Annotated in this window: 16 protein-coding genes; 5 read left to right on the plus strand and 11 right to left on the minus strand. The window is 71.6% G+C overall.

The genetic code is table 11. From position 1 onward, the window contains the following. The first annotated feature begins 54 nt into the window (after positions 1-54). Positions 55-1,482: a serine hydrolase domain-containing protein gene (locus tag RNB18_RS18040; protein WP_311715088.1), complete on the plus strand. Its 1,428-nt coding sequence runs from the start codon at positions 55-57 to the stop codon at positions 1,480-1,482. Here the strand turns inward: RNB18_RS18040 and RNB18_RS18045 are convergent. The 7 genes from RNB18_RS18045 to RNB18_RS18075 form a co-directional block, all read right to left on the minus strand. Continuing rightward, a complete protein-coding gene (locus RNB18_RS18045; protein WP_311715089.1) occupies positions 1,474-3,120 on the minus strand; it encodes a serine/threonine protein kinase in 1,647 nt (548 codons plus the stop codon). The two genes, RNB18_RS18040 and RNB18_RS18045, sit on opposite strands and share 9 nt — an antisense overlap. A 152-nt stretch (positions 3,121-3,272) precedes the next feature. After that, positions 3,273-4,232, minus strand: coding sequence for a threonine/serine dehydratase (locus RNB18_RS18050; RefSeq protein WP_311715090.1), 960 nt, complete (start codon positions 4,230-4,232; stop codon positions 3,273-3,275). A gap of 70 nt (positions 4,233-4,302) precedes the next feature. Then, the gene (locus tag RNB18_RS18055; RefSeq protein WP_311715228.1) at positions 4,303-5,235 is read right to left on the minus strand and encodes a polyprenyl synthetase family protein; all 933 of its coding nucleotides are present in this window, start codon (positions 5,233-5,235) and stop codon (positions 4,303-4,305) included. 38 nt (positions 5,236-5,273) lie between these two features. After that, positions 5,274-6,314 carry a tetratricopeptide repeat protein gene (locus RNB18_RS18060; protein ID WP_311715091.1) on the minus strand — a complete coding sequence of 347 codons (1,041 nt, stop codon included), beginning with the start codon at positions 6,312-6,314 and terminating at the stop codon, positions 5,274-5,276. 170 nt (positions 6,315-6,484) lie between these two features. After that, positions 6,485-7,162: an AIM24 family protein gene (locus RNB18_RS18065; RefSeq protein ID WP_311715092.1), complete on the minus strand. Its 678-nt coding sequence runs from the start codon at positions 7,160-7,162 to the stop codon at positions 6,485-6,487. Between the two features lie 68 nt (positions 7,163-7,230). Further along, on the minus strand, positions 7,231-8,649 hold the full coding sequence (locus RNB18_RS18070; RefSeq protein ID WP_311715093.1) for a CAP domain-containing protein: 1,419 nt from the start codon (positions 8,647-8,649) through the stop codon (positions 7,231-7,233). 66 nt (positions 8,650-8,715) lie between these two features. Further along, positions 8,716-9,912 carry a serine hydrolase domain-containing protein gene (locus RNB18_RS18075; protein ID WP_311715094.1) on the minus strand — a complete coding sequence of 399 codons (1,197 nt, stop codon included), beginning with the start codon at positions 9,910-9,912 and terminating at the stop codon, positions 8,716-8,718. A 176-nt stretch (positions 9,913-10,088) separates the two neighbouring features. On the opposite strand from RNB18_RS18075, the gene RNB18_RS18080 reads away from it, so the two are divergent. Genes RNB18_RS18080 through RNB18_RS18095 form a run of 4 tightly spaced genes read left to right on the plus strand, consistent with a single transcriptional unit; the run spans position 10,089 to position 16,640 of the window. Beyond that, positions 10,089-11,267: an ROK family transcriptional regulator gene (locus tag RNB18_RS18080; protein WP_311715095.1), complete on the plus strand. Its 1,179-nt coding sequence runs from the start codon at positions 10,089-10,091 to the stop codon at positions 11,265-11,267. A 29-nt stretch (positions 11,268-11,296) separates the two neighbouring features. Next, positions 11,297-13,075 carry an alpha-galactosidase D gene (locus RNB18_RS18085; protein WP_311715096.1) on the plus strand — a complete coding sequence of 593 codons (1,779 nt, stop codon included), beginning with the start codon at positions 11,297-11,299 and terminating at the stop codon, positions 13,073-13,075. Between the two features lie 20 nt (positions 13,076-13,095). Beyond that, on the plus strand, positions 13,096-15,438 hold the full coding sequence (locus RNB18_RS18090) for a glycosyl hydrolase family 95 catalytic domain-containing protein (RefSeq protein WP_311715097.1): 2,343 nt from the start codon (positions 13,096-13,098) through the stop codon (positions 15,436-15,438). Next, positions 15,435-16,640 (plus strand): SGNH/GDSL hydrolase family protein, encoded by a 1,206-nt coding sequence (locus tag RNB18_RS18095; RefSeq protein ID WP_311715098.1) that lies wholly within the window; start codon positions 15,435-15,437, stop codon positions 16,638-16,640. Before RNB18_RS18090 ends, RNB18_RS18095 begins: the two co-directional genes overlap by 4 nt. 7 nt (positions 16,641-16,647) lie before the next feature. On the opposite strand, the gene RNB18_RS18100 is transcribed toward RNB18_RS18095, so the two are convergent. From RNB18_RS18100 to RNB18_RS18115, 4 genes are all read right to left on the minus strand, one after another. Continuing rightward, the gene (locus RNB18_RS18100) at positions 16,648-19,593 is read right to left on the minus strand and encodes a helix-turn-helix transcriptional regulator (RefSeq protein ID WP_311715099.1); all 2,946 of its coding nucleotides are present in this window, start codon (positions 19,591-19,593) and stop codon (positions 16,648-16,650) included. A gap of 70 nt (positions 19,594-19,663) precedes the next feature. Next, positions 19,664-20,017: a UBP-type zinc finger domain-containing protein gene (locus RNB18_RS18105; protein ID WP_311715100.1), complete on the minus strand. Its 354-nt coding sequence runs from the start codon at positions 20,015-20,017 to the stop codon at positions 19,664-19,666. Further along, a complete protein-coding gene (locus RNB18_RS18110; protein ID WP_311715101.1) occupies positions 20,014-21,471 on the minus strand; it encodes an ATP-binding protein in 1,458 nt (485 codons plus the stop codon). The genes RNB18_RS18105 and RNB18_RS18110 overlap by 4 nt, the downstream gene beginning before the upstream one ends. Beyond that, positions 21,468-23,144 carry an FAD-dependent oxidoreductase gene (locus RNB18_RS18115; protein ID WP_311715102.1) on the minus strand — a complete coding sequence of 559 codons (1,677 nt, stop codon included), beginning with the start codon at positions 23,142-23,144 and terminating at the stop codon, positions 21,468-21,470. Before RNB18_RS18115 ends, RNB18_RS18110 begins: the two co-directional genes overlap by 4 nt. Between the last annotated feature and the right edge of the window lie 101 nt (positions 23,145-23,245).

Genomic DNA, 23,245 nt, shown 5'->3' on the forward strand with positions numbered 1-23,245 from the left:
ACGGGCTTCCGGGGCCCTCTCGATCACGTCCGGAGAACAAGAGAGGATGCCCTTATGAGCTCCCTGCCCACGAGCACCCCCGCCGCCCAGGGCGTCGACGCCGCCGGCATACAGGCCTTTCTCGACGCCCTCGAATCCGACCCGGCCATCGAGCCGCACAGTCTGATGCTGCTGCGCCATGGCCGGGTCGTGGCCTCGGGCTGGTGGGCGCCGTACGCCCCGAACCGGCCGCAGCTTCTCTACTCGCTCAGCAAGAGCTTCACCGCGACGGCCGCCGGGTTCGCCCTCGCCGAGGGACTGCTCGGGCTCGACGACCCGGTGATCTCGTACTTCCCGGAGTTCGAGGCCGATGTCACCGACCCGCGCAGCCGCGCGATGCTCGTGCGGCATGTGGCGTCGATGGCCAGCGGTCATCTCGAGGAGACACTGGACCGGGCGCGCGCACAGGACCGCGACGAGCTGGTCCGGGGCTTCCTGCTGGTGCCGCCCGACCGGGACCCGGGCACCGTCTTCGCCTACAACCAGCCCGCCACCTACACCCTCGCCGCGATCGTCCAGCGCGTCACGGGCCAGAAGCTCACCGAGTACCTGCGGCCCCGGCTGTTCGAGCCGCTCGGGATCGGCGAGGTGGCCTGGATCCCCGACCGCACGGGCCGTGAGCTCGGCTTCAGCGGGCTGCACGCCACCACCGACGCCGTCGCCCGGCTCGGCCTGCTGTACCTGCGGGGCGGGGTGTGGGAGGGCGAGCGGCTGCTGCCCGAGTCATGGGTGGCCGAGGCGACGCGGGCCCAGATCTCGCACGGGGCACCGCCGGAGGGCGGCTGGTCGGACTGGCAGCAGGGCTACGGCTTCCAGTTCTGGATGGCGCGGCACGGTTACCGCGGGGACGGGGCGTACGGGCAGTTCTGCGTGGTGCTGCCCGAACAGGACGCGGTGCTCGCGATCACCTCGGAGACCGTGGAGATGCAGAAGGTGCTGGACCTGGTCTGGGAGCATCTGCTCCCCGCCTTCGGGGCCGACCCGCTGTCCGGCCGCGAGGGGGCGGACGCGGCCCTGGCCGACCGTCTGGCACGGCTCGCGCTGCCGCCCGCGGAGGGCAAGGCGACCCCCGCGGACCGGGTGGAGGACTGGAACACCGCCTTCACTCCCTACGGCGGTGCCTGCGCCGACCAGCCGTCCCTGAGCGCGGTCGAGGTGGACCCGGGGGGCCGCGTGACGCTGGTCGACGACGGCGACCGGCTGGAGCTGGGGCTCGGAACCGGGGAGGCCGGCTGGACGGTGGCCGGCGAGCCCGTGCCCGTCGCGGTGAGCGGCGGCTGGACCGACGCGGAGACCCTCGCCGTCGACGTGGCTTTCCTGGAGACACCGCACCACCTGCTGGTGACGTGCTCGCTGGGGGACCGGACGTTCACCGCGCGCTGGCGCACCCAGCCCCTGCACGGCGGACCGCTGCGGCGGATGCGCGCGCCGCGCTCAGTCTGAGGGCACGTGGAGGGTGCTCAGGAAGGTGTCCAGCGCCGCCTGGTTCGCGGCGTCGTTCCAGTCGGCCGCCGGGGTCGTCCAGCGCAGTGAGTAACCGCGGCCCCCGCCGATGAGGAAGCCGCGGCCGAACGTGCGCACCCGGGTGCCGTCCACGTCCTCGATCCACTGCATGTCGGCGGCCTCGCGGCCCTGGTAGGTCGTGGCGCGGATGTCACCGAGGCGCTCGTAGCCGGGGTTGTCCTCGAGGCCCGGTTCCACGTCGTCGCGCCACACGGCCACGGCGTCCGTGCCGACGGCCTTGCTGTAGGTGACGGCGACGGTGCGCGGGTCACCGGAGGCGCCGAAGGTGACGCGGTACGCCAGGTCGGCCTGGCGTTGAGTCTCCAGCGGCTTCCAACCCTTGGGCAGGGCGATGGAGAAGCCTTCGGGAGAGTGGTACTCGCTGTATCCGGGCGGCAGCCCCGTGCCCGCGGTGGGAGAGGCCGTTCGGCTCGGCGTGGGTGTCGGCGTGGGTTTGGGCGTCGCGGGCGGTTCGACGCTCTCGTCGGTGCGGCTGCCGGGTGCGGTGACCGACGGGGAAGGGGCCGGAGGCGGTGGGGCGGGAGCGGAGGCGGAGGCCGACGCGGACGGGGCGGGAGCCTCACCTGTCGTCGCACTGTCGCCGCTGGGCAGCGCCTTGGTGACCGTGAGGACGGCGGCGGCCACCGTGACGACGGCCAGGGCGGTCCCCGCGATCAGGAACCGGCTGCCGCGGCCCGGAGCCACCCCGTGCAGGACGCGCAGCCGGGACCGGGGTCCTTCCTCCGGTGGTGTGTCGGGGTCCTCGTCGAGAACCCTGAGGAGGGCGCCCCGCACGGCGGTGCGGCTCAGCCGCTCCCGGGAGTCCTTGCGCAGCAGCCCCTGCACGGTCTGGGTGAGGGGCCCGGCGCGCACCGGCGCCCGCAGCGGCAGCCGGTCGACCCCCTTCAGGGTGGCCGCGGGACGGTCGCGGTCACGGAAGGGCGGACGTCCCTCGACCAGCGTGTAGAGGATCGCGCCGAGCGCCCACAGGTCGGCGGCCGGCCCGATGCGCTCGTCACGGGCCTGTTCGGGGGAGGCGTACGACGGTGCCGAGAGCCGGGGGGCGAGGGTCGCGCCGGCCAGGCCCCAGCCGGTGACGACGACGGAGCCCTGGTGGTGCACGAACACCTGGCCCGGGCTGAGTTCACCGTGCGTGATGCCCTCGCCGTGCGCCGCCTCCAGCACCTCCAGCAGCTCCAGGCCGATGCGCGCCGCCCGCACGTGGTCGAACGTCCCCTGGCGGCCGAGGAGTTCGCCCAGGGGGATGCCGTCGACCGGCTCGGTGACGGTCCACAGGGTGTCCTCCTGCGCCACGGCGTCCACGACCGCGGCGATCCGGCCGGGAGAGAGCACCCGCATGGTCTTGGACATCCGGACGACTCCCGCGGCGGTGCGCAGTGAGGTCTCCTCGTCGGTGCCGGCGGGCAGCCCTATCTCGGTGAGCAGACAGGGGCGTTCGGTCGAGACGTCCTCGCCGTACCAGCAGGTCCGGTTGGTCTCGCGGTGCAGGATGTCCAGGGGCCGGTACCGTCCTGCGACCAATTCGTGTGTGGAGACGTGCGCCTTGACCATGGTCATCCCTCGCTGAACCCCTGGCTCTCACCTTTCACAGAGGTACGGCGGGTGCGGCGGGGTATGTTCAATCAAATCGTCAACCGATGGAATCCGCTTTCTGGTTGCTCGGTTTCTGACTCAGAAGTCAGTAGAACGAACGCAGTCGAGCACTTCTCTCACCGCAGCCCGAACCGCCCGGCCCAGGCCATGACGTCGGCGGTGGTCGCGTTGCCGCCGCACACGACGAGGCCCAACCGGCAGTCGTCGCCGACGCGCTCCAGCACCCGCCGGGCGGCGGGCAGAAGACACCCGGCCGCCGGTTCGCCCCACACCTTGGCGTGGTCGGCGAGGTCGAGACAGCCCTGCACGGCCTCCCGGTCCGGGACCACGAGGACCTCGGTGACCAGGGCCGCCACATGGTCGTACGTCAGCTGCGAGACGGACGGGGCGCTCAGCGTGGACACGACGGAGGACAGCGCGACCGGCACCGGCCCACCCGCGGCGAGCGCCCGGGACATGGCCTCGGCGCCCTCGGTCTCCACACCCCAGACCCTGACACCCGGACGAAGCGCCCGCAGTGCCGCCGCGACCCCGGCGATCAGGCCGCCGCCCCCGACGCTGACGAGGACGTCGGTGAGGTCGCCCGCGTCGTCGGCGAGTTCCCGTCCGACGGTCCCCTGCCCCGCGATCACCAGGGGGTCGTCGAAGGGGTGGACCAGTGTCAGCCCCTCGTCCCGCAGCCGGTTCACGAGCGAGAAGGCACCGTCCATGTCGTCCGTCAGCCGCAGCGACGCCCCGGCCGCCGCCACGATCTCCACCGAACGGGCGGGCGCCGAACGCGGCATGACCACCGTCGTCTTGACGTCGAGCGCCGCCGCCATGTGGGCCAGGGCGATCCCGTGGTTGCCGCCGCTGACCGCCACGACCCCGGCCGCCCGCTCCGCCTCGCTCAGCGACAGCAGCTTGGCCGTCGCCCCACGCGCCTTGAACGAGCCGGTGCGCTGGAGCAGTTCGAGCTTGACGGTGACGGGAGCACCGAGCAGCGCGGACAGGCCGGGGCTGGGCAGGGTCGGCGTGCGGACGACATGTCCGGCGATCAGCCCGGCCTGCTGCTCGATGTCCGTGATCCCGATCAAGACGGTTCCTTCCGGCGGGGAGAGCTCTTCTCGAACCCTGTCCCGACGACCGGCCCCGGTCAACTCGGCATCAGAGATCGCGCCGCAGCAGGTAGTCCAGCAAAGGCCGCAGCTCGTACGCCGTCTCCGCCAGGGCCATGCGACGGCGGGCCTCGGCGAGCGCGGCCGACCGGCCGCCGCACTCCTCGACCAGGTCCGCCATCTCCCGCAGGGGCCCGTCCGACTCCAGGAGCCGCGCCAGACGCGCCGCCGCAGTTGTCGGTGAGTCGAGCGCGGCCAGTACCGGGAACGTCTTCTTCCGCTCCCGCAGATCGCCGTGCACGGGCTTGCCCGTGACCAGAGGGTCGCCCCAGATCCCCAGGACGTCGTCGACGATCTGGAACGCGACCCCCAGATGCCGCCCGGCCCGGTCCAGGGCGGCCACCGTGGCGGGGGGCGCCCCGCCGAGCAGGGCGCCCAGCGCCGCCGCGCAGCCCAGCAGCGCCCCGGTCTTGTGCTCGGCCATGGTCCGGTACTCCTCCGGCCGCACCCGCTCCGGTCCGGTCCAGGGGCGGGTGGCGAACAGGAGGTCGTCCGCCTGCCCCCGCACGAGGTCGGACAGTGCCCCGGACAGCAGCCGAACGGCGTCGGAGCCGGCGTCGGCCAGGGTCTCGACGGCCAGCGCGAACAGGGCGTCACCCGCGAGAACGGCCGGGCCGGTGCCGTACGCCTTCCACACCGTGGGGCGGCCGCGCCGGGCCGGGTCGCCGTCCATGATGTCGTCGTGGAGCAGCGAGAAGACGTGCACCAGTTCCACCGCGACCGCCGCGGGCACCCCGGCCCGCCCGGGCGCGCCGGCCGCCTCGGCACCCAGCACGGCGAGTGCCTGGCGCACCCCCTTGCCGCCGGACGCGACGGCCGGGGCGCCGCCGACCTCGCACCAGCCGAAGGAGTAGGCGGCCATCTCGCTCACCCAGGGGTGCAGTCGGCCGACGGCCTCCTGGAGCGCAGGCTGGACCAACATGCGGCAGCGGGTGAGGACTTCGGGAGCGGCGAGCGTGGTCACCGTACCGCCTCCGTCCGCACACCGAACTCCTCCTGGGCCCGCGCCACCATCTCCCGCGCGTGCCGCAGCCCGGTCCGCTCCAGCACGCGGGCCAGATCGTCCAGTTCGGCCGCGGTCCCGGCGCGGTCGCGGCCCAGGTGGGCCAGGGACTTGGCGAGTCCCAGACGGGAAAGAGCCTCCCCGCGAGGTTCGCTCATGGCGCGGAACTCGGCGAGCGCCTGCTCGTACAGGTCGCGGGCCTCGGGGTAACGCCCCGCGCGGTAGAGAACGTTGCCGCGCATCTTGTGGTTGTAGGCCAGCGCGCTGGACAGATTCATCTCGCGGCAGGTCGTCTCCGCCTCGGACAGCAGGGCGAGGGCCCGTCCCGTGTCGCCGTCGCGCACGGAGACGAGGTCGGCGAGCCCGCGCAGCGCCCAGGCATGACCGCGCCGGTCGTCGGCGCCCGCGGCGATCCGGGCCGCCTCCTCGAACATGGCGAACGCGGTGTCGTAGGCCCCGGTGTTGCGGTGCATCTGCGCGATGCCGGACAGCGCCCACACCGTGTGCCGTGCCTCGCCACGCCGTCGGGCCTCGGCCAGCAACTGTTCGTGCAGCCGGCCGACGGCCTCGTAGTCGCCCTGGATACGGCCCGTCTCGGCCAGCCCCGCCAGCGAGTAACCGCGCACTACGACATCCCCGCCGAGCTCGCCGAGTTCGGCCGCCAGCCCCAGCAGCCGCCGGGCCAGGGCGAATCCGCCGCGTTGGCGGGCCAGCGTGCCGCCGCTCCACAGCGCCCAGGCCATGCCCGCGGTGTCCCCGGCCCGGCGGGCGGCCCGGTAACTCGCCTTCCAGGCGCGGTCGGCGTCGGTGACCCGGCCGAGCCTGCGCAGCGCCTCGGCGACCGCGAGTCCGGAGCGGGCCACCTCCCCGTGCCGGCCGGCTCGCTCGGCCGCTCTCAGTTGCTCGGTGCCGGCGGCCAGGACCTCGTCCAGCGAGGAGTTCACGGAGAGGGTGGTGAGTGCGCCCTGGTACTCCGGGGCGAATGCCTTGCCGTACATGCATGCCTTTCCGTCCGTATACACCTCATCTATACATGCTGTGTATACATGGTGTGCATAGTGCCTCGAAAATGAGCCCCGGCCAGGGGCCGGGGCATCATCCGCTGCCGGTCAAGACGTGGACGGAGCCGGACGGGTTGCCTGTGAGGCGCAGATCACTGCCTGGGGCCTCAGTGCTGCTGAGCCTTCTGCGGGGTCACCTCGCTCGGCCGTACGACGACGTATCCCGAGCCCTGCAGCACCAGCTGCACCGCCTCCCCGGAACCGCCGCGCAGCATCGACCCGATGGACTGCGAACGGTGCAGCGAGGTCGCGAGGCCCGCCGTCCAGCCGACGACCGCGTCCGTGTCGACGTACACCGGGAACTCCGGCGAGACCGGGATCACCAGCGGGTTGCCCTCGCAGACGAGCCCGAGCCTGCCGTGACCCGTGAAGACACTGTTGAACAGACCGCCACCGGCTATGCCCGCGCCCTTCACGGTCGATATCCGGTACGCCAACGAGGCGTCGAAACACAGGACGTTGCGACCGTTGACCGTGAACTCGTCACCCTGTTCCACGTCGACGATGAAACAGTTCTGCGCCTCGTGCGCGAACCAGGCCTCGCCCTGCCCGCGCACCGCCATCAACGGCAGTCCCTCGCCGGTGACGGCCCGCTTGAGCATCCCCCCGACGCCCTGGCCCTTGCGCTCGAACTGGAGATTGCCGCGGTAGGCGACCATCGCCCCCTGGCGGGCGAGCATCTCGCCGTGCACCGCGTACCTGACGCACTTGGAGTTCTCGACCGTCATACCCGGCGCCGTGGCCGGCTGCACCATGTGCTCACTGGAAAAGAGGTCACCCTTCATGGGGGCATCCTGGCCCGGAGGGATCCCCTCCGCCAAGATCGTGGCCCAACTCTCGTCCGCGGGCTCGCTCAGGCGCCGAACAACTGGGTCCAGTACGTGCCCGCCGGTCCGCCGCCCGCGAAGCCGATCCCGATGTGGGTGAAGCCGGGCTTGAGGATGTTGGCGCGGTGACCCGGGCTGTTCATCCAGCCCTCGACGACCTCTGCGGCCGAGCGCTGGCCGCACGCGATGTTCTCCCCGATCGAGCGACGGGTCGAGCCCGCGGCGGCGGCCCGGTCCCAGGGCTGGGTGCCCTCGGGTGAGGTGTGGGAGTAGAAGGCGCGGACCGCCATGTCGGTGCTGTACGCCTGCGCGGCACGGACGAGAACGGGATCGACGCCGAGCGGCGGCAGACCGGCCCGGGCGCGCTCGCGGTTGGTGAGGCCGACGACCTCGTCGGCGGTACGCGTCAGGCCGGCGGGCGTGAGCGGCCTGGCCCACAGCGCCGTCCAGTACACATCGCCGGAGCGGCCGTTGGTCGCGTGTGCCAGACCGACGTGGCTGAAGGCCGGATCGTGCAGGGTCCGCCGGGGTTGCTCGGTGCTCAGGCAGTACTCGGCGAAGTCGGACGGGTTGCGGGGGCCGGAGACGAGGTGCTCGCCGACGGTGAGGTACGCGTATCCGGTGGCGGTGAGCCGCTGGAAGACGGAGACGCCGTCCGGACCCTCCGCACCGAGGCGGTCCGCGGAGGCCATCGCGGAGGCGTGGCCGCGGGCGGCGTCGGTGAGACGGGGGTCGAGCGTCACCGGGGGCGAACCGGCCGTGGAGCGCGCCGAGTTGACCAGGGTGAGGAAGGCGGCCGGGTCTGGGGAAGCGGCGGGCGCGGGGGAGCGGGGGAGGGGCGCGGGGCGGGCCGGAGGCGGCGGGTAAGCCGGGGACGATCCCGAGGGCGACCGGAGGGCGGGCCCAGCGGCAGGACGTGCCCCCGATACCGTCAACGGCACGGAAGGCACCGCGGTCGTGGGCGTGTCGTCCATGACATCCACCCCGAAGTCCCGCGCCAGCCCCGCGAGCCCGTCCGCGTACCCCTGCCCCAGCGCCCGCAGCTTCCAGCCGTCGCCCCGCCGGTAGATCTCCGCGAGCAGCAGGACGGTCTCCTGCCGTGGCCGCGCCGGCGCGAACCGGGCGAGCGGGCGGCCGCCCGCACCGGTGACCTGAAGGACCGGGGCGGGCAGCCGGCCCAGGGGGGTGCCGGGATCGGCCGGGCTGACGACCACCGTCAGCCTGGAGGCGCCCGCGCGCAATCGCCGGGGATCGATGGTCAGGGTGTCGCCGGAGAGCCGGGCGCCGGGAGCGGAGGGCTGGTTGTAGAAGACGAAGTCGGCGTCGCCCCCGACCTTGCCGTGGTCGTCCGTGACGAGGGCGGACACGTCGAAGGGGCCGGCCACCCGCACGGTGACGGCCCCTTCGGGGAGGGGCAGATTGCCTCCGGGGACCAACTCGCTCATCGTGCCGCCCTGGTGTCGTCGCTCGCCGGGAAAACGCACACCAGGGCGCAGGGGTTCCCGGCGTGCTCAGTCCAGCGTGACCGCCGGCGCCATGTCCTCGTGCCGCTCCACCGGCGCCTTGCCGCGCGGAGCCTTCGTCGCCTTGCCGCAGAACGCGGAGTCGAGAGTGCGCAGCATCGTGTTGAGGACCGTGCCGTTGTTGGAGGTGTTGGCGACCGCGGCGAGCGCGCGCTTGCCGTCCTTCGAGGCGAACGCGTACGTGTAGAAGCCCTGCACGGCACCCGTGTGGCCGTACACCGAGACCCCGCACGACAGATCGCGACGGCGCAACCCGAGGCCGTACGCCTGACCGCTTCCCGCCGGCATCCACCGCTCCATCTGCGCCAGTTGCGCGGCCGAGGTGAGCCGCCCCCCGAGCAGGGCGGACAGGAAGGTGTTCAGGTCCCGGGTGCTGGAGATGAGGGCGCCCGCGCTCTGCGCCCACGACACGGTCTGCTCGGTCGCGTCGACGAGTGGGGCGCCGGCCTGGTCCGGGGTGAGATAGCCGCGGGCATGAGGGCCGGGGATCTTCATGCCGGGGTGGACATAGAACGTGTCCCGCAGCTGGAGCGGTTCGATGATCCGCTTCTCGTACTCGGTCCGCACCGGGTTCCCGGTCAGCTTCTCGATCAGCATTCCGGCGACGACGAAGTTGGTGTTCGAGTACGCGTACACCGCGCCGGCCGCGTTCGTGCGCGGTTTGCGCAGCGAGCGCTTCACCAGCTCCTCGGGGGTGAAGACCTTCTTGCGGACCGCCTCGAAACCCTGGACCGTCTTGGCGAACATCTCGTTCGTGTAGTCGTACAGGCCGCTGCGGTGGCTCAGGACGTGCCGCACCGTGATCCGGTCGTCCGGCAGCAGCCCGGGCAGATAGCGGTTGACCGGCGCGTCGAGTTCCAGCTTCTTCTCGTCCACCAGCTGGAGCAGGACGACGGCGGTGAAGGTCTTGGTGACGCTGCCGATACGGAACCGGTCGGTGTCGCTCATCGTGTGCTCGCTCTTGCGGTCCCCGACTCCGGCGGCCGCCCGGTACACCGAGTTCCCGTCGTCGATCCGGGCCATGGACCCCGGCGCGCCCTGCTCCGTCGCGGAACGCAACACGCCGAGCAGGCCTGTGAGATCCACCGCGGGTGCGGCGGGCGACCCGGCGTGGGCGGGGACCGCGAGAAGGGGCAGCAGGACCGCTCCGGCCACCGTCCCGACCACCACTCGTGCTGATGCCATCCGGCTGATCTCCTGTCGTTTCGTCAGTTTCCATACGAATGAGGAGAGTATGTCGATGAAGAGCACGAAAAGTGATGATTGACCGCTCCGGTCGGCACAGAAGTCCCTTCGAGAACGCACAGTCAATCCTGCTTCTTTTATTGACGAAGGAAAAGAACCCCTCTAAGTTCCCGGCCATGCGCCCCACCCCTCGCGCCGAGACGTTCCCCGCCAACACACCCGCCGCCTCGCAGGTGTTCACCACCGTGTTGTCCCAGGGCCCCCTGCCCCGTCTGGAGGTGGCCCGGCGGGTCGGTCTGTCGCCGGCCGCCGTCACCAAGGCGGTCCGGCCCCTCATCGAAGCCGGATACCTGGTGGAGGGCGCGGACGAGGAGGCCCGCCCGGCGCTCGGGCGGCCCGCGAACCTCGTACGGGTCGACGGAGGGCGGGCCATGTTCATCGGCGTCAAGGTCACCGGCGACGAGATCATCGGGGTCCTCACCGACCTGTGCTGCCGTATCCGCGTCGCCCGGCATCTGCCGCTGCCCGACCGCGAGCCCAAGACGGTGCTCGCGAGCATCGCGGAACTCGTCCAGCTGCTTCTCGCCGAGGCGGACGGCTTTACGGCCCCGGTCCTCGGTCTCGGCATCGCGGTCTCCGGTGACGTCGACCGGGGCGAGGGCGCGGTCCGCTACTCGCCCTTCCTGGAGTGGCGCGACGTCCCGCTCGCCGAACTCGCCGCCATGACCACGGGTTTGCCCGTCACCGTCGACAACGACGTACGCGCCCTGACCGTCGCCGAGCAGTGGTTCGGCGCCGGAGTGGGCCTGTCCGACTTCGCCGTGGTCACCGTGGGCGCGGGCATCGGCTGCGGCCTGGTGGTGCACGGCCGTGTCGTCGCCGGGGCGCACGGAGTGGCCGGGGAGATCGGCCATGTGACCGTCGACCCGGCCGGCCCGCTCTGCCACTGCGGCAACCGCGGCTGTGTCGAGGCGATCGCCGGGGAAGCCGCGATCGTCCGGCAGGTCCGCGAGGCCACCGGGGCCGAACTCCCCGACGCCGCCGCGGCCTTGCACCTGGCCCGCGAAGGAGTCGCCGGAGCCCGGGACGTGTACGCGCGCGCGGGCGAGGCGATCGGCCGGGGCATCGCAACCGTTGCCAACCTCCTCGGCCCCGAACGCGTGATCATCTCCGGCGAGGGACTCGCCGCCTACGACCTGTTCGCCGAGCAGATCCGCGACGCCTTCGTCGCGGCCGCCTTCGGCTCCGCCGCCCAGTGCGACGTCCGCACCCACCCGCTGCCCTTCGACGAGTGGGCCCGCGGAGCCGCCGCCACCGCCATCCAGTCCTTCATCACCCCGGACCCGAGCCGATAACACCCCGCACCCCATTGGAGGTACGACCCATGCGGTCATCCTCGTACTTCGCCCTGCCCGCCAGAGCCCTGCTGGTGCTCGCTCTCACGGCGGTCGCCGTCCCCACGGCCCATGCCGCCGACACCCCCGCCCCGACCCTCGCCGCCAAGCCCTACATGGGCTGGTCCAGTTGGAGCATGCAGTCGTCCAAGTACCCCGGCCTCAACCCGGACGGCGACTACAGCTACCTCACCGAGGCCAACGTCCTGAAGCAGACCGACGCCATGGCCGCCAAGCTGAAGAAGTACGGCTACGAGTACGTCAACATCGACGCCGGCTGGTGGATGGACAAGGCCTGGAAGTCCGGGTTCGACCAGTACGGCCGCCAGAAGCCCGACCCGGTCCGCTTCCCCCACGGCATGAAGGCCGTCGCCGACCGCATCCACGCCAAGGGCCTCAAGGCCGGCATCTATCTCCCGGCCGGCCTGGAGAAGGGGGCGTACGGCGACGGGAAGACGCCGATCTGGAACGCCGACGGCTGCACCACCGCCGACATCGTGTACGACGATCTGCGCACCACCAACGGCTGGGACAGCGCGTACAAACTCGACTTCTCCAAGCCGTGCACGGACAAGTACATAGATTCCCAAGCGCAGTTGATCGCCCAGTGGGGCTACGACTTCCTCAAGCTCGACGGGGTCGGCCCCGGCTCCGGGAAGAGCGGCGACCAGTACGACAACGTTGCCGACGTGGCCGCCTGGAACAAGGCGATAGCCGGAACCGGCCGCACCGTCCACCTCGAACTCTCCTGGTCCCTCGACATCGGACACGCCGCCGACTGGAAGAAGAACTCGCAGGGCTGGCGCATCGACACCGACGTCGAGTGCTACTGCAACACCCTCGTCAGCTGGGAGAACTCGGTCGACGACCGCTGGGACGACACCCCCGCCTGGACCCGGCACGCCGGACCCGGTGGCTGGAACGACCTCGATGCCCTCGATGTCGGCAACGGACAGATGGACGGCCTCACCAAAGCCGAACGGCAGAGCTACGCCACCCTGTGGGCCATCGCCAAGTCCCCCCTCTACACCGGCGACGACCTCACCCGCCTGGACTCCTACGGTCTGTCCCTGCTGACCAACCGCGAGGTCATCGGCCTCAACCAGGGGCCCAACCCGCCCGCACACCCGGTCACCCCGTCCGACCCGCAGCAGGTCTGGGCCGCCAAGAACCCCGACGGCACCTACACCGTCGCCCTGTTCAACCTCGCCGACGCCCCCGCCGCCGTCACCGCCGACTGGACCACCCTCGGCTTCACCGGTAAGGCGTCCGTCCGCGACCTGTGGAACCACGAGAACCTCGGCACCTACAAGAACAAGGTGACTGAGGCTCTGCCCGCCCACGGCTCGCGCCTGTTCACGGTCACCCCGCACGGCACCGCACTCGCCTTCACGGGATACGAGGCCGAGTCCTCAGCGAACACCCTCGGCGGCAACGCCTCCGTCGCCGACTGCTCCGCCTGCTCCGACGGAAAGAAGGTCGGCAACTTGTACCTCGGCGGGACCCTGACCTTCCGCGACGTCGTCGTCGCCAAGGCCGGCACCTACCAGATCAAGGTCTCCTACATCAGCGGTGACGCCCGCTCGGTGGACGTCTCCGCGAACGGCGGCGGCGCCACCCGCCACAAGCTCCCCGCCACCGGCGACTGGGGCACCGTGTCGAGTGTGTACGTGCCCGTGACGCTCAAGGCCGGCGCCAACACGATCACCTTCGACAGCGGCACCGGCTACGCACCGGACATCGACCGGATCGACGTACCGAAGTCCTGACCGAGCCTCCAGGAGCCGCCATGACCCCCGACCCGTCCAGACGCGGTGTCCTCGCGCTGACCGCCGCACTCGCCGCGCTGCCCACCTTCACCGCGACCGCGGCACCTCAACGCCCCGCCGACGCACCCGCCCTCGACGCCGACCCACGCCACCGGCTCCGGTGGCAGGCTCCCGCCGACGAACACTCGATGATCGAACAGGGCCTGCCCGTCGGCAACGGCCGCCTCGGCGCCCTCGCGAGCAACGACCCCGGCCGCGAAGTCCTTCTCGTCACCGACGCCACCCTGTGGACCGGCGGCCTCAACGACACCCTCGACACCGACGGCCAATTCCCCTACGGCCGCCAGGACTTCGGCTCCTTCACCCTGCTGGCCAGGCTCACCGTCGACATCCCCGGCCACGACCTGTCCGCCGTCTCCGGTTACCGCCGCTCCCTGGACCTCGCTCAGGGCGTGAACGAAACGTCGTACGTCCGCTCCGGCGTGACCTACCGACGCCAGATCTTCGCCAGCCGGCCCGACGACGTCATCGTCCTGCACTTCGACCAGAGCGGAGGAGGCCGTTACACCGGCACCATCACGCTGGAGGGAACCCACGGCGAGGAGCCCGCGGTCTCCTTCGGCGCCGCCCTCCCGAACGGACTGAGATACGGGGCCGCGATCGCGGCGTACGGCTCCGGCGGCAGCGTCACCGTCGAAGGGACTCACATCGGCTTCACCGGGTGCAGGGAACTCACGGTCGTCCTGAGTGGGGGCACCAACTACACACCCGACGCCGCCGCGCAGTTCCGCGACCCCTCCCTCGACCCGCAGCAGCTCGCACGCACCAAGGTCCGGGCCGCCGCCCGGCACTCGGCGAACACCCTGCTCCGCACCCACACCGCCGACCATCACGCCCTGTTCGGGCAGCTGGACGTCTCGCTGGGCACCTCCTCCGCCGAGCAGCGCTCCCTCGACACCTGGGAGCGCCTGCGCGCACGCGCCCGGGACGGAGTCCCCGACCCCGAACTGGAGGCCCAGTACCTGCAGTTCGGCCGCTACCTGATGATCGCGGGATCACGCGGCAGCCTCCCGCTGGGCCTTCAGGGACTGTGGCTCGACGGCAACGACCCGGACTGGATGGGCGACTACCACACCGACATCAACATCCAGATGAACTACTGGGCGGCCGACCGGACCGGCCTGTCCCAGTGCTTCGACACGCTCACCGACTACTGCGTCGCCCAGCTCCCGTCCTGGACCGACCTCACCCGCAGGCTGTTCAACGACCCCCGCAACCGCTACCGCAACTCCACGGGGAAGAACGCCGGCTGGACGGTCGCCATCTCCACCAACCCGTTCGGCGGAGGCGGCTGGTGGTGGCATCCGGCGGGCAACGCCTGGCTGTGCAACTCCCTCTGGGAGCACTACGAGTTCACCGCCTCCCGAGTCCATCTGGAGAAGATCTACCCCCTCCTGAGAGGCGCCTGCGAGTTCTGGGAGGCGCGGCTGTTGACCACGACCCTCCCGGGCACCTCACGGGAGGTCCTGATCGCCGACAGCGACTGGTCGCCCGAGCACGGCCCGCTCGACGCCAAGGGCATCACCTACGCCCAGGAACTCGTGTGGGCGCTGTTCGGCAACTACTGCACGGCCGCAGCCGAGTTGAGGAAGGACGCGAAGTTCGCCGCCACGATCGCCGGCCTCCGCAAGCGCCTCCACCTCCCCCAGGTCAGTCCCACCACGGGCTGGCTGGAGGAGTGGATGTCCCCCGACAACCTCGGCGAGACCACCCACCGCCACCTGTCGCCGCTCGTCGGTCTCTTCCCCGGCGACCGCATCCGCCCCGACGGATCCACCCCTGCCGACATCGTCGAGGGTGCAACCGCCCTGCTCACCGCACGCGGCATGGAGAGCTTCGGCTGGGCCAACGCCTGGCGCGGTCTGTGCTGGGCCCGCCTCAAGAACGCCGACAAGGCCTACCAGCTGGTGGTCAACAACCTTCGGCCCTCCACAGGAGGCAGCAACGGCACCGCCTTCAACCTCTTCGACATCTACCAGGTGGAACAGGGCCGCGGAATCTTTCAGATCGACGCGAATCTGGGTACCCCTGCGGCGATGATCGAGATGCTGCTCTACTCCCGCCCCGGCCACCTGGAACTCCTGCCCGCACTGCCCGACGCCTGGGCCGCCTCCGGCTCCCTCACGGGAGCGCACGCACGCGGCGGCTTCGTCGTGGATCTACGCTGGCGTGATGGGAAACCGACCGAAGCACGGATCCGCAGCGCCGGAGGCCGCACCACGACGGTCGCGTACGCGGGAAGCTCCCGCACGGTGACACTCAAGCCGGGCGCCACGGTCACCCTGAAGGGCTTCGACCGATGAGGCGTCGCACGGCCCGAGGGGCCCGGCTCCTCGCGGTCACGGTCGCGGCCGCCGCACTCCAGGCCACGCCCGCACCGGCCGCCGTCAGCCCGCCCGACGGGGTGATCACCTGGGGCACGAGCGCCTACCCCATCGGCGACTCGGCCGCCGACCGCGGCTACCGCATGGTCGTGCACACCAGCGTCGGCGGAAGCGAACCCCGCATCCGGCTCTCCAACGCGTTCGGCCACGAGCCGGTCACCTTCGACAGCGTCTACGCCGGTCTCCAGCTGAAGGACGCCGAGCTGGTGCACGGCACCAACCGGCAGCTCACCTTCGACGGGTCGTCCTCCGTCACCGTGGAACCCGGCAGCACGCTGTACAGCGACCCCTTGTCCGGCAGGCTGGCCGCCGGGTCGAACCTGGTCGTCAGCCTCCACACCCCGGACGCGGCGGGCCCGGTCACCGGCCACTGGATGGCCCTGCAGACGTCGTACGCCACCCAGGGCGACCACACCGCCGAGGAGAGCGGCGCCCACTGGACCGAGGGCATCGGGTCGTGGTTCTACCTCGACGCGGTCTCGGTGCGCCCGCCCGGGGCCACCGGTGCCGTGGTCGCACTCGGCGACTCCATCACCGACGGCTGGCAGTCCACCAGCGACCACAACCGCCGCTGGCCCGACTACCTCGCCCGCCGCCTCCAGAAGGCGCACACCACGGTCAAGGGCGTGGCCAACGAGGGGATCGCCGGCAACAAGGTGCTGGCCGACGGCGCCGGGCCGAGTGCCCTGAACCGGCTGGACCGGGACGTCCTCTCCCAGCCGGGCGTGCACACCGTGTTCCTCTTCGAAGGGGTCAACGACCTCAAGGCCCACACCGGCGTCACCGCACCGGATCTGATCGCCGGCTACCGCGAGATCGTCGACCGGGCCCACGACGCCGGTAAGTGCGTGGTCGTCTCCACCATCGCCCCCTTCAAGGGCTGGCCGGAATGGGACCCGGCCGCCGAGGCCGTACGACAGGAGGTCAACGACTTCATGAGGAGCCACAGCGACGAGTTCGACGCGGTCACCGACTTCGACCGCGTCCTGCGCAGCCCCTACGACCACGAGCGGATGCTCCCCGTCTTCGACGGCGGGGACCACATCCACCCCAACGACAAGGGCATGCAGGCGATGGCGGACTCCGTCGACCTGAACAGCCTGGACTGCGCACGCCACTGAGGCAGCGTCAGCCGCGAGCCGTCGTCTCCGGGGCGATCAACCCCTTGCGGTAGGCGACGGCCACGGCCTCGGTGCGGCTCGCCGCGCCCAGCTTGGCCAGGATGTTGGAGACATGCACACTCGCCGTCTTGCCGGTGATGAACAGCTCTTCACCGATCTGGCGGTTGCTGCGCCCCCGGGCGAGCAGCCGCAGCACGTCCTGCTCGCGGGCCGTGAGCAGCGACGCGGTGGGCGGGGCCTCGGCGAGCCGACCGCGCCGGATCAACTCGTCCACCTGCTCCAGCAGCACCGTGGCGCCGAGCCGGGCGAACACCTCACGGGCGGCACGCGCCTCGGCCGCGGCCTCCTCACGTCGGTCGGCGGCGAGCAGGGCCTCGGCGTACCGCAGCCGGCAGCGCGCCGGTTCGTACACGTCACCGAAGTCGAACGCGGCGACCGCCCGCGCCCAGGCCTCCGGATCCGGCCCCGACAGGGCCCGTGCCCACTCCGCCTCGGCCCGGGCCAGCCAAGCCTGTCCCTCCGGGCCCTGCGGTATCCCACGCTCGCCGTGCCCGGCGGTGGTCCTGGCCGGCTCGATCAGCTCGGTCGCGGTCTCCGCCCAGCGACGCGCCCCGGCCTGGTCCCCCTTGCGGCGCAGATCGTCGGCCCGGTCGGCGACCGCGGACAGCGCGAGGGTGGCCAGCCGGACGGTGACGTGAGGAAGCGCGCCCGTGTCGTCGGTCAGCGCCGCGACGGTGGACCGCATCCGCTGTACGGCGTCCTCCGGATCGCCCCGCAGCGCCGCCGCGTCGGTCAGCGCGATGCCCGCGACGAGCGTGGCCATCCAGTCGAAGGGCCCCTCCAGCAGCGCCCGCGCCCGGTCGGTGGCCCTGAGGTCGCCGCGCGCGAGCCCGACGTACAGGGCGGGCGCCATCGTGTACCCGCCGGCCGCGGGCAGCACCTCGGCATCGGCGTGGGCCGCCCGGACGCAGTCGTCCCAGCGACCCAGCGTGTAGAGCACCAACAGTCGCAGGTAGCGCATCTCCATCGGATACGGCGACGACAGCAACCCGGCGCGACGGGCGCGGTCCAGCCCTTCGGTGAGCCAGGGCAGACACTCGTCGAGGTGCCCCGACTCGAAGCAGCCGACGGCGAGATTGAACAGCGCGCGCATCTCCACGGGGGTGCTGCCCGCCCGCCGGGCCAGCTCCCGGGCCTGACGCAACCGCTCCCGCCCCGCCTCCGTGCGGCGGCCGCCGCCTTCGAGGACGGCCAGGGAGATCAGCAGATCCGCCTGGGCGTCCGGCACGCCCAACTGCTCGGCGGTGCCGAGGGCCTGCCGGGCGACCCGCAGCGCGACCTCGTCCTCCCCGACGTGCCGGGCCGCCATCACGTGGGTGGCAGCCGCCCACACCCAGGTACGGGACGGGGGATCGGCGGGGATCATGGCGAGCGCCTCGCTGCTGTAGGCGAAGGCCGCGGTGAGGTTGTCGACGCTCATCAGGTTCCCGGCGAGCGTGTAGCGCACCCGGGCGGCGAGTTCGGAGTCCGCCTCCTGGCCGACACCGGCGAGCGCGGCCCGCGTGAGCGAGACCGCCCGGTGCAGTTCGCCGGTGTGCGCGGCCGCCGCCGAGGCCCGCAACATGAGCCGTACCCGGTCGACCCCCTCACCCGAGGGCCGTGCCGTCGGCTCCACAGCCGACCACAGGTCGAGGGCCGCCTCCAGATGCCGTAGCTCCTCGGCGGGTGCTCCCACCCGCAGGGCGTGGTCCGCGGCCTCCAGTGAGGCGGCGAGGGCCTCGGCCAGGTCATGGCTCTCGCGGTAGTGGTGGGCCCGCTCCGCCGCGCTCTCGGCCCGATGCCCCCGCCCGTCGAGCAGCCGGGCGAACGCCCCGTGCAGCCGCGCCCGCTCGCCCGGCAGCAGATCGGCGTACACGGCCTCACGGGCGAGGGCATGCCGGAACGCGTACGTGTCCCCTTCGCCGGGCACCAGCAGCTGTCGCCCGATGGCCTCCCGCAGCGCCGCTTCCAGCTCTTCCTCGGGCAGTCGTACGGCATCCCGCAGCAGGTCGTGCTCGACGCGCCGCCCGGCGACGGCGGCGGTGCGCAGCACCTGCTGAGCGGTGTCGGACAGCTGCTCGAACCGGATCAGCAGCACATCGGCGAGCCCACTGGGCACCCCGCCGTCCCCGCTCCCCGTGGCGGCGAGCAACTCCTCGGCATAGAACGCGTTGCCCTCGGCCCGCTCGACGATCCGCCGCACGGTGTGGTCCGGCAGTGGCCCCTCCCGTAGAGACCGCACCAGCCGGGCCACCTCGCCGTCGGCCATCGGCCGCAACTCCAGCCGCTCGACGCCGGGCAGCCGCACCAGCTCGGCGAGCAGCGGACGCAACGGATGCCGCCGGTGCAGATCATCCGCCCGGTACGAAGCGAGAACGGCCAGCCGGTGCGTGGGCGCCCCACCCGCCGACCGCTGGAGGATCCCCCGGCTGAGCAGGAACCGCAGCAGATCGCGGGACGACTGATCGGCCCAGTGCAGATCCTCCAGGACGAGCAGCAGGGGAGTGATGTCCGAGAGATCGGCGAGCAGCCCGGCGATCCCCTCGAACAATCGAAGCCGTCCACCGGAGTCGCCGACAGCGCCGCCGCCCAGCAATCGTCCCACCGCCGGGTACGCGGCGAGGGCATCGGCGAACCGCTCGTCCTGGGCGAGCGCTCCCAGGACCTCGGTGAACGGCAGGTACGGCAGGCCGACATCACCGAGATCGACACAGTGCCCGGTGAGCACGGTCATCCCCGCCGTCGCGGCCCGTCCCGTGACCTCGTCCAGCAGCCGTGTCTTGCCGACCCCGGCGTCCCCGGCGACGAGGACAGCCCGGGCCTCCCCGCTGCGGGCATGCTCCAGCACACCGGAGAGCCGGGTCAGTTCGTCTTCCCGGCCGATGAGAGGCGTACTGATGGAGATCTGCGACACGAATACATCCTGGCACTTGGTACTGACAGCGGTGCGACCTAACCAGTGGCGCGGGGAGGTCGCCCCGAGCTCAGCCGCGCAACGTCCGCGCCCAATCCGCCGGCACCCGTCCCTCCGGCCCAGGAGCCGGCTGACCCGCCGGATGACTCACCGGCGCCGCGAGCTCAGGCCCCGCCTCGAACATCTCGTTCGTCTCGAAGTTCCAGAACCACTCCTCACCCGGCTCGAAACTCTGCACCAGAGGATGCCCCGAGTCCCGGAAATGCCCGGTCGCGTGCTGCCCGGGCGAGGAGTCGCAGCACCCCACGTGCCCGCACTGCGCACACCGCCGCAGATGGAACCACCATCCGCCCGCCGCGTCGCACTCCACGCACCCGTCCCCGCTGGGCGGCACGCTCGGGTCGAGCCCCTTGATGTCGGTCACTCCGACTCCTCGGTCGTGTCGTTGTCCACGGCGGTCAGCGGAAGCAGCACCTGGAAGCGGGTGTCGCCCGGTGACGACTCCACCTGAAGCGTCCCGTGGTGCTTGTTGACCACGATCCGCCAGGAGATGTCGAGCCCGAGCCCCGTCCCCTCGCCCACGGGCTTGGTGGTGAAGAAGGGATCGAAGATCCGCCCGCGGATGTCCGGCGGTACCCCGGGCCCGGTGTCCCGGAACTCCACCAGCAGCCGGTCGTGTTCGAGCGCGGTCCGGACGGTCAACGTCCCGTCACCGCCGACGCTGTTGATGGCCTGCACCGCGTTGTCGATCAGGTTCGTCCACACCTGGTTGAGCTCGGCGGGGTAGGCAGGGATCCTCGGCAGCGTCCGGTCGTACTCCTTGACCACCTTGATCTGCTGCCCGATCTTCCCGGACAGCATCAGCAGCGTGCTGTCGAGGAGTTCGTGCACGTCGGCCACCTGATACGGCGCCCGGTCCAGCTGGGAGTACTGCTTCGCCGCGTCGACGAGATGCGAGATACGGGCCGTGGAGTCGTTGATCTCGTCCATCAACAGCTCGGTCTCGACGGTGTAGTTGAGCCAGCCGATAGCGTTCGGCAGGATCTCCTCGTCCACGGCCGCCGCGATCTGGTCCAGCCAGTCCACGTCGAGGCCCGCCTGCACGAAGGTGGGCGCGATCCGCCAGCCCTCCTGGATGCCGTGGTCGTCGAGCCAGTCGCTGAGCGCGTCCTCCCGGTCGGAGGCCTCCAGCGGGCTCAACACGGGCGCCTTGGCCACCCGTTCGGCCGTGCGCTCCTGGATGTCGATGAGGTTCGCCATCACCTCGGGGCTGTAGGAGCCCTGCGCGATGACGGCGAGCTTGTGCCGCATCTTGCCGACCCGCTCGCGCAGCGTCGCCGTGGCCCGTACGGCTGCCGCCGCCGGATTGTTGAGCTCGTGCGTGAGACCGGCGGACAACGAGCCGAGCGCCAGCAGCCGTTCCCGCTGCCCGACGGCCCGCTGGGTGTTCTTCGAACCCAGGAAGAGCCCCTCCAGCAGATGGACCGCCATCGGGAACCACTCCTGCATGAAGGCCGAGAACATCTCCGCGGGCAGCACGAAGAACCGCGAAGGCTCCGTCACCCGCATGGAGTTGTTGTAGGTCTGCCGCACCCGGTCCCCGAGATAGGCCTGCATGGACCCCGCGTACACCCCGCGCTGCGAGGTGCGGCTGACCTCCACGTCGTCACCGCCGACCCGGCGGGAGAGGACGACCGTGCCCTCGAGCATCACGTAGAAGCAGGTGGCGGGTTCACCCTCGGTGTACACCGGACCCGGTTCGAACCGCTCCACCCGGCCCGCGGCGCACAGCTGGCCGAGCTGCTCGGGGGTGAGCTTCTCGAACAGGAACAGCGCCCCGATCTCCCCGGGGCTGCACGGCATCAACTGCCCGCTCATGACTGCTCCAGATACCGGTGGACGAGCATCACGGCCATGGCTCCCTCTCCGACGGCGGACGCGACCCGCTTCGCGGACTCGGCGCGCGCGTCGCCCGCGACGAACACGCCCGGAATATTGGTCTCCAGGTGGTACGGCGGCCGGTCCAGCTCCCAGTCCGCCGGCGGACGCCCGTCGGGGGTGAGGTCGGGCCCGGCCAGGATGAACCCGTGCTCGTCCCGCAGCACCGTGCCGTCCAGCCAACCGGTCAGCGGGGCCGCGCCGATGAACACGAACATCCACTGCGCGTCGACGAGTTCGGTCTCCCCGGTCTCGGTGTCGCGCAGGGTCAGCTGCTCCAGGTGGCCGGAGCCGTGCGCGGCCTCGACGACGGTACGCGCGCGTACCGAGATGTTGGGAGACTCCTCGATCTGCTGGATCAGGTAGTGCGACATCGAGGCGGAGAGATCGGGGCCGCGCACCAGCAGGGTCACCGACTTGGCGCCCCGGGACAGGTACATCGCCGCCTGCCCCGCGGAGTTGGCGCCACCGACGATGTAGATGTCCTGCCCCTGGCAGGAGGCCGCCTCGGTGAGTGCCGAGCCGTAGAACACCCCGCAGCCGGTCAGGTCCGTGCAGCCCGGCGCCTCCAGCTGCCGGTACGACACGCCGGTCGCCAGGATCACGCTGTGCGCGGCCACCGCAGACCCGTCCGAGAACCGCACGGTGCGGGCCGCGCCGTTGACCTCCAGGCCCGCCACCTCACGGGCGGTGAGGATCTCCGCGCCGAACTTCGTCGCCTGCCGGCGGGCCCGGTCGGTGAGCTGGGCGCCCGACACACCGTCGGGGAAGCCCAGGTAGTTCTCGATCCGTGAGCTCTGCCCGGCCTGTCCGCCGGTCGCCGAGCGTTCCACGAGCACGGTCCGCAGCCCCTCCGAGGCCCCGTACACCGCCGCTCCGAGCCCGGCCGGACCGCCGCCGATGACGACGAGGTCGTAGAAGTCGGCGGTCGGGGTCGTGGCGAGGCCCACGTGGGCGGCCAGGTCGGGTGCCTCCGGCTTGACCAGGGGCGTGCCGTCCGGGGTGATCACCACCGGCAGCCGCTGCCCGTCCTGCCCCGCGGCGGCCAGCAGCCGCTGCCCCTCCGGCTCCTCCGTGGAGTACCAGCGGTACGGCACCTGGTTGCGGGCCAGGAACTCCCGCACATCCGAGGAACGCGCCGACCAGCGGTGTCCGATCACCTTGGTGGCGGGCACCGGTCGGTAGTCGCTGCAGCGCCACGCCTCCAGGAGGTCGTCCAGCACCGGATAGAGCTTCTCCTCGGGCGGGTCCCACGGCTTGAGGAGGTAGTGGTCGAGATCGACGACGTTGATCGCGTCGATCGCCGCGCTGGTGTCCGCGTACGCCGTCAGCAGCACGCGGCGGGCGCCCGGATACACGTCCAGGGCCTGTTCGAGGAACTCGATGCCGTTCATCTGCGGCATGCGGTAGTCGGCCAGGATCACCGCCACCAGGTCGCCGCGCAGCTTCAGCTCCCGCAGCGCCTCCAGCGCGGACTCGCCGGACTCCGCGCGCACGATCCGGTACGACTCGCCGTAGCGCCGCCGAAGATCGCGGGCGACGGCGCGGGAGACTCCCGGGTCGTCGTCCACGGTCAGGATGACGGTCCGCGCCGATTCGGCGGCCTGTGCCATACGTCTCCCACCCCGAGCGGTCGGTCAGGGCCCAGCGCCCCCCGTGGTCACCGGCCCGGTCCCGCCCATCGTATGTTCGATCGCCGGGCTACGCGCACGTA

The sequence above is a fragment of the Streptomyces doebereineriae genome (genome assembly GCF_031845645.1).
GTDB lineage: Bacteria > Actinomycetota > Actinomycetes > Streptomycetales > Streptomycetaceae > Streptomyces > Streptomyces canus.

Excerpts from the sequence above, each read along its gene's own strand:
- RNB18_RS18040 (WP_311715088.1), top strand. The coding sequence starts at position 55 with ATGAGCTCCCTGCCCACGAGCACCCCCGCCGCCCAGGGCGTCGACGCC.
- RNB18_RS18045 (WP_311715089.1), bottom strand. The coding sequence starts at position 3,120 with ATGACCATGGTCAAGGCGCACGTCTCCACACACGAATTGGTCGCAGGA.
- RNB18_RS18055 (WP_311715228.1), bottom strand. The coding sequence starts at position 5,235 with ATGTTGGTCCAGCCTGCGCTCCAGGAGGCCGTCGGCCGACTGCACCCC.
- RNB18_RS18060 (WP_311715091.1), bottom strand. The coding sequence starts at position 6,314 with ATGTACGGCAAGGCATTCGCCCCGGAGTACCAGGGCGCACTCACCACC.
- RNB18_RS18065 (WP_311715092.1), bottom strand. The coding sequence starts at position 7,162 with ATGAAGGGTGACCTCTTTTCCAGTGAGCACATGGTGCAGCCGGCCACG.
- RNB18_RS18070 (WP_311715093.1), bottom strand. The coding sequence starts at position 8,649 with ATGAGCGAGTTGGTCCCCGGAGGCAATCTGCCCCTCCCCGAAGGGGCC.
- RNB18_RS18075 (WP_311715094.1), bottom strand. The coding sequence starts at position 9,912 with ATGGCATCAGCACGAGTGGTGGTCGGGACGGTGGCCGGAGCGGTCCTG.
- RNB18_RS18080 (WP_311715095.1), top strand. The coding sequence starts at position 10,089 with ATGCGCCCCACCCCTCGCGCCGAGACGTTCCCCGCCAACACACCCGCC.
- RNB18_RS18085 (WP_311715096.1), top strand. The coding sequence starts at position 11,297 with ATGCGGTCATCCTCGTACTTCGCCCTGCCCGCCAGAGCCCTGCTGGTG.
- RNB18_RS18090 (WP_311715097.1), top strand. The coding sequence starts at position 13,096 with ATGACCCCCGACCCGTCCAGACGCGGTGTCCTCGCGCTGACCGCCGCA.
- RNB18_RS18095 (WP_311715098.1), top strand. The coding sequence starts at position 15,435 with ATGAGGCGTCGCACGGCCCGAGGGGCCCGGCTCCTCGCGGTCACGGTC.
- RNB18_RS18110 (WP_311715101.1), bottom strand. The coding sequence starts at position 21,471 with ATGAGCGGGCAGTTGATGCCGTGCAGCCCCGGGGAGATCGGGGCGCTG.
- RNB18_RS18115 (WP_311715102.1), bottom strand. The coding sequence starts at position 23,144 with ATGGCACAGGCCGCCGAATCGGCGCGGACCGTCATCCTGACCGTGGAC.